The organism is Mycoplasmopsis bovirhinis (assembly GCF_900660515.1).
GTDB classification, from domain to species: Bacteria; Bacillota_I; Bacilli_A; order Mycoplasmatales; family Metamycoplasmataceae; genus Mycoplasmopsis; species Mycoplasmopsis bovirhinis.
Genome location: NZ_LR214972.1, coordinates 358,629 through 372,697, shown reverse-complemented (window position 1 = coordinate 372,697; position 14,069 = coordinate 358,629). Strand labels below are relative to the sequence as shown.

The 14,069-nt window shown below is 29.4% G+C and carries 10 protein-coding genes; all 10 read right to left on the bottom strand.

The window, feature by feature from the left end:
- Positions 1-142 precede the first annotated feature (142 nt).
- The gene (locus tag EXC44_RS01545) at positions 143-847 is read right to left on the bottom strand and encodes a winged helix-turn-helix domain-containing protein (RefSeq protein WP_099309171.1); all 705 of its coding nucleotides are present in this window, start codon (positions 845-847) and stop codon (positions 143-145) included.
- A 15-nt stretch (positions 848-862) separates the two neighbouring features.
- Positions 863-2,641, bottom strand: a complete 1,779-nt coding sequence (locus EXC44_RS01540) for an alpha-amylase family glycosyl hydrolase (protein ID WP_129621334.1) — start codon at positions 2,639-2,641, stop codon at positions 863-865.
- Between the two features lie 105 nt (positions 2,642-2,746).
- Positions 2,747-3,403 carry a hypothetical protein gene (locus EXC44_RS01535; protein ID WP_129621331.1) on the bottom strand — a complete coding sequence of 219 codons (657 nt, stop codon included), beginning with the start codon at positions 3,401-3,403 and terminating at the stop codon, positions 2,747-2,749.
- A complete protein-coding gene (locus EXC44_RS01530) occupies positions 3,403-4,626 on the bottom strand; it encodes an ABC transporter ATP-binding protein (protein ID WP_099309174.1) in 1,224 nt (407 codons plus the stop codon). The genes EXC44_RS01535 and EXC44_RS01530 overlap by 1 nt, the downstream gene beginning before the upstream one ends.
- A gap of 6 nt (positions 4,627-4,632) precedes the next feature.
- Entirely contained in the window at positions 4,633-5,595 is a 963-nt protein-coding gene (locus tag EXC44_RS01525; protein WP_120160803.1) for a sugar ABC transporter permease, read from the bottom strand.
- Between the two features lie 2 nt (positions 5,596-5,597).
- Positions 5,598-8,660, bottom strand: coding sequence for an ABC transporter permease subunit (locus EXC44_RS01520; RefSeq protein WP_129621328.1), 3,063 nt, complete (start codon positions 8,658-8,660; stop codon positions 5,598-5,600).
- Positions 8,661-8,662: 2 nt separating this feature from the next.
- On the bottom strand, positions 8,663-9,175 hold the full coding sequence (locus tag EXC44_RS01515) for a hypothetical protein (protein ID WP_129621325.1): 513 nt from the start codon (positions 9,173-9,175) through the stop codon (positions 8,663-8,665).
- A complete protein-coding gene (locus EXC44_RS01510) occupies positions 9,175-11,571 on the bottom strand; it encodes a hypothetical protein (RefSeq protein ID WP_129621323.1) in 2,397 nt (798 codons plus the stop codon). The genes EXC44_RS01515 and EXC44_RS01510 overlap by 1 nt, the downstream gene beginning before the upstream one ends.
- Positions 11,572-11,605: 34 nt before the next feature.
- The gene (locus EXC44_RS01505; RefSeq protein WP_129621320.1) at positions 11,606-12,055 is read right to left on the bottom strand and encodes a hypothetical protein; all 450 of its coding nucleotides are present in this window, start codon (positions 12,053-12,055) and stop codon (positions 11,606-11,608) included.
- Positions 12,056-12,150: 95 nt separating this feature from the next.
- A complete protein-coding gene (locus EXC44_RS01500; protein WP_129621317.1) occupies positions 12,151-14,067 on the bottom strand; it encodes an alpha-amylase family glycosyl hydrolase in 1,917 nt (638 codons plus the stop codon).
- Positions 14,068-14,069 lie beyond the last annotated feature (2 nt).

Sequence of the window (14,069 nt, the reverse complement as noted above, 5' to 3'; positions counted from 1 at the left end):
GTTAAATAATTATAAAATTTATTAGATATAATATATAAAAAATGTAAAGAACTTGCACAGTTCAGGGTTATGATACAGATCTTAAATGTATGTGTATAAAAACAATCAAAAAACAACCAAAAAGGTTGTTTTTTGATTGTTTTTATGTTAAAGAGAATTCTTGGTGGAAGAATTCAAAGTGTTCTGGTTTAATATAATACTTTCCAGCAATACAAATTGAATCTTCATCATATCCAAACATCGTCAAAACAAGCATATTTTTATATCCAAGACGGTTAACATCTTTTTCATAAGTTATGCGATAAACACAGTTTTTAATGCTCTCACGAGCATTCAAAATATCAACTAATGGAACAGTTAAATCAACTGGTTCATTTTTATCAATGCTCTTAATTGAGATTCAAAGATCAGCTTCAGCAATTACTTGTTTATCTTTGTAAAATGTTTTTTTGAAGGCTCTTGCACCCTCTACTAAAATAATGTTGTTTTTCTCAAATCAATCTGGGAAACTAAAATTATAAATTTCTTCACCAGTTTGCTTATCTGATTGTAATAAATAACTTACTGGTTTAATTAAGTTATGAAAGTTCTCAGCGACAAAATGACCACGCTTTGGAATTGAGTATACTGCACCAAGGGCATGTAATTTTAAGTATGCAGTAACAACAACACTACGAGAACAATTAAAACGTTCCATAATAGCATGCTCAGAGGGCATAATTTTATTAACGGGAACTTTTCTTGTTTTAATTAAATCCATTAAGTAATGAATAATTTCGTTTGTTTTAGTTATATCTGAATTTTGGATATTTTTTCTTTGTGGGAATGTACGTAAATGTGTTTTCATTATATATATTTTTAATTATTTTCGAATTAATTCAAAAATAATTAGTCCTCCTTGTTCAATTTCAATGTTTCAACTATTATTTTTAGCCTTATATAAATATAAGGGTTTAAAATGATATTTCCGTGAGATTTTTATAACTGATAATGAATTATTTTGATAGTTACAAAAACCAAATAAAAGAAGCATATTTTGATTATTAGGATTTAATCTAACTATAAATGAAGAATAATCCAAAGTATCAATTACTTCATAAGGATCTAAGATAGTATTTGGATTTGTTTTAGTAATAAATGGGTATTTTTCACGTAAACTAATTAAATATTTTAAAAAGGTATATAAAGATCTCTGGTCTTTACGTGCTTTATCAGCTGAATCAAGGGTTAAAGCTGAGGTTAAAAGCACATGATCTTTATCGGATTCTTTGACTTTATTATCAAAGATATAACAATTTTCTTGCTTATTATCTCATTTCATTGGTTCACGTAATGATGGATCACCATAAATCCTTGTTCCATAATAAAATAATTCATCACCATAATAAATAATTGGGGTAGCAGGTAAAGCTAATAGTTGCATTAAAGCAATTCTTTGAGCATCAAATTCTAAGCTTGATAATTTTTTGTTATGCTCATGAGGTTTTAAGTTTAAAACCTCAGAGCGATAATGATCAAGTCATCTTAAAACATCATGATTATCTAAAAAAGGTACCCATTTTGTTTTAGCCGAAGCATTGTAATATTTTGTTACTACTTCTTTTAAATCTTGATATTTAATTCTTACATCTGGATTTTGCCTAAAATATTTAAAACCATCATAAATAGTGTCTAAGGCTTGCAAGCCATTATAAGTAGTATATTCTAAGGCTTTTAATGGGTCAGTAAAAACTCATTCTCCAATCATAAATACTTCATCCCTGTTTTGTTCTAAGCTAGTAATTTCATTGCTTGCTTGCCTGAGCATACTAAAAATCTTAGCTTCATTAAAATTATGTTTAGTTTCTTGCTCGCTTGAATAAAATTCAGCAATAGCATCATACCTAAAACCATCAACTCCAACAGTAGTTCAAAACTTTTGGATTTCAATAAGTTGTTTAATCACTAATTCATTATCTAAATTTAGATCAGGCATTCCATAGGTAAATCTTGCTAAATATTGTCTGTTAGAAGCTTGGATGTTTTGATCTAATCGATGATATTTTGAGCGAATTTTTTGAGTATCTTTTTTGACATCACTGTCTTGATAACTAGGATCAAGGCGGTAAAAAGCTTCATATAAAGGATCTTTGTATAAAGCTTTTTGAAACCAAGGATGTTCGTATGAAGTATGGTTAAAAATTAAATCCAAATAAACTTTTATACCATTTTCATGAGCAGCTGACAAAAACTCAACAAAAGCGTCCATACCACCAAGTTGCTCAGCTACAGCACAATAATCTATTACTGAATAACCATCATGATATGAAGAAGCTGGTTGAATGGGGCTAAGCCATAGCTGATCAATTCCTAAATCCACCAAATAAGGGATTTTATTTTTTAATCCAATAAAATCTCCTAATGCATCGTTATTACCATCAGCAAAGTTATATACTAAAAGTTGGTAAATAACATTTGTACTACGTTTTTTAACATATGGTTTAGCTTTAGGGGCCTTTTTCCATAAATCAGTATAGTCTAATCTTGATTTTGGTAATTTGAATTTTGGGTCATCTCAAATTGCAGGAGTTTGCCTAAGTTGGTTATTTAAATAACCTTTGAAGATTTTTTCGATTTTTCAGTTATGGTATAACTTTTTCATACACATATTTTACATTATTTTTTCTTGTCTACAACTTTATACTATCAAATTATACGCAAAATTAAAAACTCCTTGTCATAACAAGGAGTTTTCGTTGTTTGAAAATTAGTTATTCTCAAGGATGTTTTGGATTCTTAGTTTTAATTCATCAACTTCATTCCTTTTTTTAGCTAAGATTTGATCATTTGTTAAATAGCCAAATGATTTGCGAGAAATAATGATTAAGAAAATATTAATAAAACCAAAGAATAAGGCAAGTCAAGTTAATAAATAGCTAAGTTGCCCACCAGAAGTTTTAACTGGTGCATCAACTACAACTCCATAGTCATCTTCAATTTTCAAGATATTTTCTTGATTAACTTCTGCTGGTTGAAGCGTTAAAATAAAGAAAAGAAGTACAAACATAATTGGAACTAAGTAATTAACTATTTTTAAATAAAGATCACCGTTATATAGGTTTTTAAATAAGGTATATAAACTAAAAGCAACTAACAGCATAGCACTAAAAACCATTAGTAAGAAAATAGTATTTAAAACTAGAAATAATGGTTTAAGTTGTAAAGCTGGCGCTTCTTTTTCAACTCTGGCAATTGTTCAAGTTTTACTTAATTCCCCAGCTTGTATTCACTTATATTCATAGTCAATTCAATTTAGGAAATTTTTAATCATAACTAATTGAAAAGTGAACATTAAAGTGAGTAAAACAAGTAAGGAAATTAAAACTATTTTACGTTTTAAATAATTAGTTGCAAGGTGTTTCATTAGTTTATTCTGTTTTCGGTTTCTTTATCAAAAATATGAATTCTGGAAGTGATAAATTCAATTGTCACATATGAGAATAATTCGAATTCTTCACTATTTGATGCATTAACAATAAATTCTAAATCATCATTAACTTTAACTAAAACTAGTTGATCTTTACCGATTAATTCAATGTTAGAGATTTTACCATTGATAAAGTTAGTACCTTGTTTTTCTTCGTGGTGAATGCGCAAATCTTCACTTCTAAAACCAACGACTAATTTTTGATTTTCGGTTAATTTTGATTTAGTTTCTTGGTCTATTTCAATTGCAAGATTTTTGTTTTTATCTGAAATAAGACCATTTTCATAAGTAGCATCAAAAGTATTCATAGTTGGCGAACCAATAAATTTAGCCACAAAGATGTTAGCTGGTTTAAAGTAAAGTTCTTTACTTTTACCATTTTGTTGAATTTTACCATCGTTAAAAACTACGATTTGGTCTCCCATGGTCATAGCTTCAAGTTGGTCATGAGTAACATAAATACTAGTAGTGTTAAGCATACGGTGAATATTTACAATCTCACGACGCATGTTTTCACGTAGCTTTGCATCTAAGTTTGATAAAGGCTCGTCCATTAAGAAAACTAGTGGTTTACGTGCGATAGCTCTTCCTATTGCTACACGTTGCCGTTGTCCTCCAGAAAGATCTCGAGGTTTTCTATAAAGATAGTTATCAATTTTTAAAATTTTAGCAACATCTTTAACACGTTTATCGATAATATCTTTACGCTCTTTTGCAATTCTTAGACCAAATGAAATATTATTATAAACATTCATGTGAGGGTACAAGGCATATGATTGAAAGACCATAGCTATATTTCTTTCATTTGGTAAAAGGTTATTATACCTTTTGTTGTTAAATAATAAATCACCCTTAGTAATGGAATTTAATCCGGCAATCATTCTTAATAAAGTTGTTTTACCACAACCTGAAGGTCCTAAAAAGATACAGAAAGTTCCTGGTTTAATTTCTAGGTTAATATTTTCTAAAGTATAGTTTTCATTCCCTTCATATTTCTTTGAGATGTTAACTAAATTAATATGGGCACCGTTATTTGAATTATAAAATTCACCAACTTCAGAAATCATTTTATCAATATCAATTGTTTCAAAACCTGAAGTTTCTAAAGCTAATTCATCATCTAATGGAATTTGGTTATCTGTAATTTTAATTTGTTTCATACTATATTATCCTTTAACAGCTCCATCACTAAGTCCACCCACAATATATCTTTGAAGGTACATAAAGAGGGTAAATGCTGGTAGTGAAGCTAAAATTGAACCAGCAGAATAAGCACCATAGTTAACATGTTTTTGCTCGGCATTTATAAATGTGTCTAGCCCTATGGCTAAAGTTTTTTTGTCATTTTCAATTAGCACAAACCGAGGTAAAATAACATCAGTAAATGGGGTTAAAAATGACCAAAGTGCGACCATAATTAGCGCAGGACGAATTACTGGAAGTAAGATTTTAAAGAATAAACCTCAGTTGTTACATCCGTCAATTTTACCTGAATCATCAAGTTCTGATGAAACAGTATCTAAATAACTTTTGAGCATAAAAGTATTTCCGGCTATTGCTCCTCCAGAATAAATTAGAATTAACATAATAACGGCTGAAAAACCAAATAAAGATTCACCTAATTTAACAAGGATATAAAGCGAAATAAGTGAAGAAGTCGCAGGAATCATTTGCAACATCATAACAATGGTTAAGGAATGTCTTGATCCTGTGAATTTAAATCTTGAATAAGCATAGCCATTTAAAGCTACGGCAACTGTTGATATAAGTGAAGTTAGCCCAGCTATAATTAAAGTGTTTCCATATCAAGTTAAAAATAAACTACGTTCACTTGTGAATAAATATTTAAAGTTATCTCAACCAAAACTAAATGGCGAAAGACCAACTACCCTAATATTAGCAACGTTAAATGATGCTGTAATTAGTGAAACAATTGGGAATAAAATAATAATTGCTCAAAATAATAAAATAATGTAATTAAAGAAAAGTCAGATTATTTCTAATACTGTTGGTGGCTTTGAATCAGATTCGTTAAATTTCAAACGTTTAGGAGATAATTTTTGCTCTGAAATAGTTAGTGAATCAAATTTGTGTTTATAAAATATTTGTCTTTTTAATCTATCTAACATAATTAATCTCTCCTTGCCATAGATTTAATAAATCCTCTTGCACTAATTGCAATACTGAATGAACCAGCTAAGGTAGTTAAAGCAGCAGCAAAGGCTTGGTTACCTTCAAATTGAGCTGCTCCTGTAGTTAACTTGTAAACTCATGAAATAATAATATCTGTTGATGCTTCACCAAATGAAGTTGAATTGGCATAAGCAGGTCCACCACCTGTGAAAATTGAGATGGTAGTGAAGTTATTAAAAGCTCCGACAAATTGTCCAATTAACATTGGCGCAATTGAGATAAGAAGAGACGGTAAAGTTAAATATCAAAATAGTTGTCGTCCTTTAGCGCCATCAATTGAACCAGCTTCATAAATATCTTTTGGTATAGATTGTAAATTACCTGTAACAAGCATAAAGATTCAAGCATATCCAATCCATGTTTGGACTAAGATAACTAACACTCTTGCTGTCCCAATTTCAGTAAGCCAGTTTTTAGCTTTTGAAATTAAACCCATTGAAGTAAGGATAATATTAATTACCCCTTCATCTCCTCCGCGGAATAAACTTCTAATAAAAGTTAAAGTAACAAAGGCAGGAATTGCCCAAGGTAAAATATAAATTAATCTAAAGATCTTTTTAAATCTAATTCTACTATTATTCGTTAAAACAGCAACTATAATTCCAAGTGAAATTGGAATTATAGTTGAAGCAAGGGTTCAAATTGCTGTTCATAAAATAACCCTTTGTAATGATAAGAATAAGTTTTGTTCTCTAAAAACTCATCATTTTCCTCATTGTTTTAGTCCAACTCAATCAACTGTTCGAGCTGGTGCTTCGTGCATAAAGCCATAGTTAGTAAATGAGACTAAAATCGAGGTAATAACTGGAGTTGCGACAATAAAGACCATTAAAACTCAACCAAGAAGTGAGATCATTCAAGGAAATCCACTAGTATTTAGTCATCTTTTAGTATGTGCTCATTTACTTGGTCTTGAGCCATATTCTAGTTGCTTAGCAACGCGATAAGCCCCAAGAGCTGCAATAGTATGATAAATAATTGCAAAAACTAGGATAATTACTGAGATTACTCCACCAAATAAATAGACACGAGCATCAGGAAAAAGTCCTTTACTAAAACTATGACCAGCAGCACCTAGATCACTAAATCCAGGAATTCCTCCCATAGCTTTTCAGTATGCTCCAAAAGCAAACGGAATAACTAAAGCTAGTGTTATTACTGAAATAGCTGACATAATTGCACCCTTAAGGTTTTGTTTAAATAAAACTAATTCAGCAAAACCAGGAAAAATTAAGTTGGCAAAGAAACTAATTCAACGTAAGTTTTTCATAGTTTCAACAGGAATTGATTTTTGAGCTTCAGTAACTTTACTTTCATAAAGTTTTTTATTAATTTTATTTTCAGCTAATTGACGTCAAAATAAAGACTTTAAAACTTCTTTGTTAGATTGAACTTTTGATTTTAGTTTTTGTTCGTTAATAGATTCTTTTTTAAAAATATTAAGTTCAATATTTTTGTTTTTAAAAGCAGCTTTAGTAATTTCTTTATTTTTAATTCTGTTTTTAGCTTCAAGTTTTTGAGCTTTAAATTGTTCAAGAATTTTAGCTTTTGCAGCTTTAAATTCTTGTTGCTCTTGGTCGTAAATTCCAAGAGACTTTAGTTCTTGTAAGCTAGTTTTAGCTTCAATTTTTTCGGCTAAAAATTTTAAACGTGTTAAACGATAGTCAATAAAGGCTTCTTTTAAAGCTTTAGCTTCTTCTAAGTTAAATAATCCTTCATAACTATAAGTTTTAACTATTGCTCCAACTTGAGATTTGTATTGTGATTTAACTAAAAGTTTAGCTTCTTTTTGTGTTTTAAAGAAATTTAATTTGCTTAAATATTCTTTTGTGGCTATTTTAGCTAAATCATTTTGAGGCGTAGAAGTATTAAAGTAAGTTTCTATTTCCTTGATTTTTTTATTTAATTCCTCATTAGTTAAGTTATTAAAACTAAAGTCAAAACTAACAGTTTGAATATCTTTATTCTTTAAAAAACTTACTAAGTCTTTATAGACTTGCATTTTAGCTCTAAACTTTGCTTTAGTTAATTGTTTTTTATATTCTAAAGTTAGAGCTTTAACTTTTTCTTTAGCAGCTAAAATAATATTATTGCTAATTTCTTTATTTTTTTGCTCTGAAGCTAAAATTTGCTCTTTTTGCTCTTGAACTTTTTCCAGTGCTTTAGTTTGGTTTGCTTTAGCTTTATCGCGATGATCTTTTAAATTTTGGTTATATTCATATTCTAAAGTAATAATTTTTTGCTTAGCTTCTAGTTTAATATTAGCTTTTTCTTTTAAATAAAGTTCTTTTTGTAATTGGTTAGTTTGCTCATATTGGCGCATTAATTCTTGTTTTTTATTTTGCAACGAAATTCTTTGAACTTCAAGTTTATTGTAAATGTCTAAAAAATATTTTGAGACATTTTGACTTTGAGCGAGTTTGTCAATTCAAACTAATTCAATTGGAAGTAATTTATCCCTAATTTTGCTTAAATCAAAATTAAGATCTTGATTATTTTTAATGTAAATTAAGATGATGTTAAAGATAGTATATTTTTTGAAAATTTCTTTTTCATCTAAATAAGTTTTTTTCTTTAAATCATCTATAATACTAACTTTATAGCTAAGCTCGTCAGCAGACTTTGTTAAAGAATAAACAAAGTCTTGAGCATAGTTTTGAATAGATTTTTTAGTTTTAGCTAATTTTTTGATTTCAAAGCGCAGTAATGAATTCATTGAATCAAAATATTTAAGTTTTTTAATTGAATCTTTTAAGACTCCTATTTTATTTTTATAAGCAACTCTATGACTAGCAAGTTCACGCTTTAAATTATCACTAAGTTTAGTTCTTGCTCTTAAGTATAAGTCACGGTCTACTTTTTCTTGCGCTTTGATTTTATCATTGTCGCGCATGAAAATGTTTTTGATTTGTTTTTTATACGCTTTTAGATTCCCAACAGAAGATGGAAGAATACTATCGAATTCCTCGCCATATCAGTTATAAAGTTTTAATTCTTTCATAACTATTTACTTCCTCCTTTATGTATTTTAAATCATTCATAATAGTGAAACTTACGTTTTATATGATATTGGAACAAAAGATAAATTAAAGTAATGATGATGCTAATATTTATAATTGTAATTAAGCTTCCAAAGACTAACTGCAAGGTAGAAAGTAGCTCTGTTCCATTAAAAAACGGTGAAGCTGCTAAGGTTATAAAGACAACCACTCATGAATATATAAAAATATATCCATGTTTATGTTTATGTCGAAGCAAAACTAAGTAAACTAGAAAGAATAAAATTATAAAAGTATTAGCTAAATATGAAATTAAGGTTCGCATGGCAATTTGTTGACCTAATTCACTAATTTGTTCATTAGTTAAGTCTTTAGTTATCTTTTGGTAATTAGAAGTATTAATCCCTAAGCCAAAAGGGATTAAGAGCCAGACAAATAGCGCTGCAGTAAGTAGCGCTATTTGAGTTAATAAAATATAAAAATTAGTTTTACTTATGTTTGATTTATATTTATACATTAGTTTGAAATTGTAACGTATGTAGTTGAATTTGAAGTGTTCAATACTCCAATTTGGTTACTAAATAAGCCACTTAAAGTTTTAGCCATTTTATTGGTAAATGCATCTAATGTATTAATTCCTTCACTTGCCATTTTTCTGTATAATTGAGCATTTCCAAATGTTCTATTGTTCATATAGTCTCAAACAATTCCAAATTGTGGGTTTGAATTATCAACACGTGCTGGTTGAGTTTCTAATTTACCAAGTCCACCTTGGGCAATTTCTTTATCAGATGAAATAACACTAAGTAATTTATCAATAGTTAATTTAGATTCGTATGATTTAACTTTCTCATCAACTTCTTTGTAGGTTGCTGTTTTACCTTGTACAAAGACTGTATTTTTAAAGATATCACCAACTGAAGCTCTAACACGAGCAGCATTTAAGTAAGTATTTAAATAAAGTTTAACAACTTCTTTGATTTTAGCATCATCTAATGTTGTTTTAGCAAAATTGGTTACGAATTTTTTGGCATTAGCAATTTTTTCGGTAACAATTTTATCTAATTCAACAGTGTTATTATTTTGTTTATCAGTAGTTAAAGCAGTTGTTAATTCTTGGATGAATTTATTTGTATCATTATCACCATTAACTCCAAAGATGTAGTTTTCGATTTTTCTCATGTGAAGCGCAATCGGTGATTGAGTCATTTTTGCTGCATCATCGCTACTTAATGATCCTTCTTTAAGTAAGTCTTTACCAACCATTCATGGTTGTTTACCGCTACCAGCTGATTCTTCACCAACTAAGTTATCTAAATTGTCAACTGATAATAAAGCAGCAACAGTGTTTCTAAGAGGTAAAATGTCTCCTAAAGTAATAGCATCAAAGTCTGATTGTGAAACACCTTCTGGACGTTTTAATGATGATTTTTGGCTAGCTGCTTTAAGTTTGTTAGCATCTGCTGTATGATCTGTTTTATTTGATCCTTCACCATCAGCACTTCAAGAATTTCCTCAAATTCCTTGGCTAGATAATACTGAGATATCTGAGATTTTTTTATCAACATCAGCTTTTAAAGCAGCATAATTTGCATAACCTAATTCTTGAGCAAATTTAGTGACTTCGTTAAATTCTGCTGTATTTTCGCTTTTAATACCATTAATTAAAGTTTTCTGAACATTATCAACAAATGGGATCTTAGAATCATCTTTAAAGTATTCAGTGAATGCCTCTACTGAGTAAAGAGCTTTAAAAAATTCTTTAATAGCTGTTTTTCTAGCACTACTTGCTCCATTGTTTCTTGAGTTAATTGCAAATGATCAAGAACCAGGAGTTTGTAAGTAACGGTTGTTATCATCTGCTTTAACAACGTTAAAGAATGATTTTGCTCCACCTGCTGTTTCTGAGTTTTGAGTATCTCAAGAACCAATAACAGCATAGTCGATTTTTCCATCTTTCATTAAACTAAAGATTTTAGCTTGTGCTTCACCTGTTGAACTATTTAATGATTCAACTAAGTCTGATTGTGAAATGCCATTTTTACCTCATACTGTCTCAGCATAGGCATTTGAATCTTTTAAGAAAGCTGCTTCGTAAATTGGGAAAAATAATGATGAGTAGACTTTTAATGCTGCTTTAAAGTGTGCATTGTATTGATTTCCTTCAACAAAACCTGAAGAAATTTTACCAGTAGCTGTATCGGTATATAAAATTCTTGACATAATATTTGTTAAAGTTGCATCATTAGGATTATCTTTTGCAAGTTTTTCAAAAGCTCCAGCTAACACACCATTAGCGTACCAGAAGTCTTGGAACCTTAAAAGAAGTTTTCCTTGATTAATTAATTCAAGTAAAGTATCAGTATTTGGATTTGTAAGCACTGTTCTTGCTTCTGCTTCTGGTAATCTAGAAGCAAGTATAATAGCTTCGGTGTTATGTCTAATAGCCATAAGTTTGCTTACAGAGTTATTACCTGAACGACCACGGATTGTACCAAATGATCTTAGTTGTGCTTTTTCAGCTTCAGTAGCATTAGTTGCTTGAGCTAATTCATCAATTAGTTCTGGAATTAAGTCATCAATGTAGCTTAAAGCATTCTTTTGAGTTAAGTCTGTAACTCTATCACCAGGTAAGTAGAAGATATCAGCTACTTCACTAGATGAATTACCTTGTAAACCAAAATCTAAAGCACCTCAAACGTCTTTTTGAAGAGTTTTAATTTTGAAATTAGCAGCTGAAGGTGTTTTGTTGTAGATTTCAATAGCTTTTTGATAAAAGTCTTTTTGAACACCATCAACAGCAACAATAATTTCACCTTTTTCTGCAACATTAGATGTACCACAAGATACTGCTGCAAAAGCTCCTGCAGATAATAAGCTAGTTGCAGCTAATATAAATTTACGTATTTTCATAATAATTCCTTAAATCTATTTTTCATGATCTTAGCTATTCAAAAGCTAATTCATTTTTTTGATATGCAATAATTAGAAAAACGATTGCAATTGGAGATAAAAAAGTTAATGATGATAATACTCCAAGTAAAGCAAATAATTTATTAAATTCGGTTTTTTTGTGAATGTATAAAACATGAATTGACAAAATAAAATTAACTAAATAAGTCAGTAATAAAACCGAGATAAAGATCCTACTTTCGTATGCATTTAATGATGAGGTAACGTTTCCATATATTTCACCTGGTTTTGCTTCATCTATTGCTTTTTTAATAATGAAAAGCAATAGAATTGTCATCACAAAAGCAACAATATTAGAAAAAATCATAAAAAGATATTCTAAGATCTTTGGTTTATACCTTCTTTCAAGCGGATATTTACCAATTAGTAAGTATCTAAGCTTAGTTTTGAAGGGAATTTTTTTAAATTGGATTTGCTTTTTCATTTTTCTACAATAATTTTAACAAATTTATAATAATAATTTATTTTATCGTAAAATTAATGCCAAATGATATTGATAATATTACTTGTCTAGTCATGCTATTTAGCTTCAATGAGGTAAGCCCCAAATTTCAATTTGCCACTTGCTGAAATTGTGGTCTTATTGTTTGAAGTAGTATGAGAAAAATTATCTCCAAATAATTTTTCTTTTACTTGGTAATTTGCTTCTAAACTAATTTTAGAAGTTCCTTCAATTGAATCAGAATAAAGGATTAAAAGGTAAGTTCCATCATTATTATTTCTTAAAGTTGTATTAGTAGTTTTAAAATCATTTTGTGAAGTTGAGAAATTTAAGATAGTAGTAGGATTTTCAACAACATATTTTTCATTCATTTCACGCATTGAAATATATTCTTTGCGTAAGTTAATAAGTTTAGAAACTAAGTTATATGATGAATTAGGGTTTTTAATAATTGCTTCCACACTTCCTTCGCCTGGTGAAGCTTTTGGCGAGATGCGGTCATCAGGACTTTTAAGTTCGTAAAAGTCAACGTTTTTAGTAGTATCTTCTCATCAAAAAGCTTCACGTACGTTTACATCACGAGTTTTAGGGGCTCCTTGCATTAAAATTTCGTTCCCATTATAAAGTGTTGGAAGACCACCACGAGATAATAAACTAAATAAAGCAGCAAGATATTTTGCCCTTTCTTTATCAGTTAATTTATGAGGTTCATTAGTAACTTGCGACTCTCCAAGACCAGATTTAATTTTAGAGATTCAGCGTTCTACATCATGGTTATCTAAAAACGGAATTCATTCTCTGATAACCCCATTTTTATCAGTAAATCTTTTGATCATTTGAATTTCTTCATAAGTATTTAATTCAACACTTGTTGAATTTTTTCAGCGTGAACCATCAATTAATGAACTAAGTGATATTTCATCTCGGTTATTGAATCAATTTTTTTGCGAATTTTGATTTGATGAATCATCTCATCATTCACCAAACATAAATGCTTCTAATGATGATCTTGAAATATTATTGTTTTGGGCTTTTATGTATTCTTCATTAGCTACTTTCCTAAATTGACTAAATAATTGTACTTCATAACCTTTAAGATTATTCCCTTTATAAATATTAGTTGAGTCAAAGAAATGGTAAAAAGCATCATATCTAAAGCCATCAATTCCTTTTTTAGCTCAAAATTTATGAATGCTTTTAATTTCATCAATAACTTCTTGATTTTGTAAATTTAGATCTGGCATCCCTGATCAAAATTCTGCAGCTCATTTATATTGAGATTGTGGTGGGTTTGAACCAGGAGTATTAACAACTTTATATAAATGTCTTATATCATCAGTTCCTTCTTTTTGTCCCCCGCTTGAAGTTTTAGGATACATATAGTAATATTTCATATATTTAGGATCACCTTGCAAGGCTTTTTGGAATCAAGGATGTTCATATGAAGTATGGTTTAAAACCATATCAATTACAACTCTAATTCCTTTCGCATGTGCCTGGGTTAAAAATTCATCAAAAGCAGCCATGCCACCAAGCTCAGGTACTACATCAGTATAATCAATAACATCATAACCATGGTAAGAAGAAGCAGGGTGAATTGGTGAAAGGTATAAAGTATCAATACCTAAATTAACAAAGTAATCTAGGTTATTTTTTAAACCAATAAAATCACCTATACCATCATTATTACCATCAGCAAAAGAATAAACAGTTAATTGGTACATTACATTAGATCTTTTTGCTTCCTTATTAAAAGGAGCGATGCTTTGGACGTTATTTGCTTCATCTTTGTAGCTAAGGTTAGTTAGGTTATTAGTTCTAACTAACTTAGCAAAAGATTCATCACCTCAATTTTTTAATGTTTTAGTTGCTTGAAGTTTTGCAAACTCTTTATCTTTATCATATTTTAGCTCGTAGCTAGCACAAGCAATTGCTGTGCTGGCTACCAAAGGTAAAGAGGCTAAATTTAATAGGATTTTAAAATATTTTTTCATAT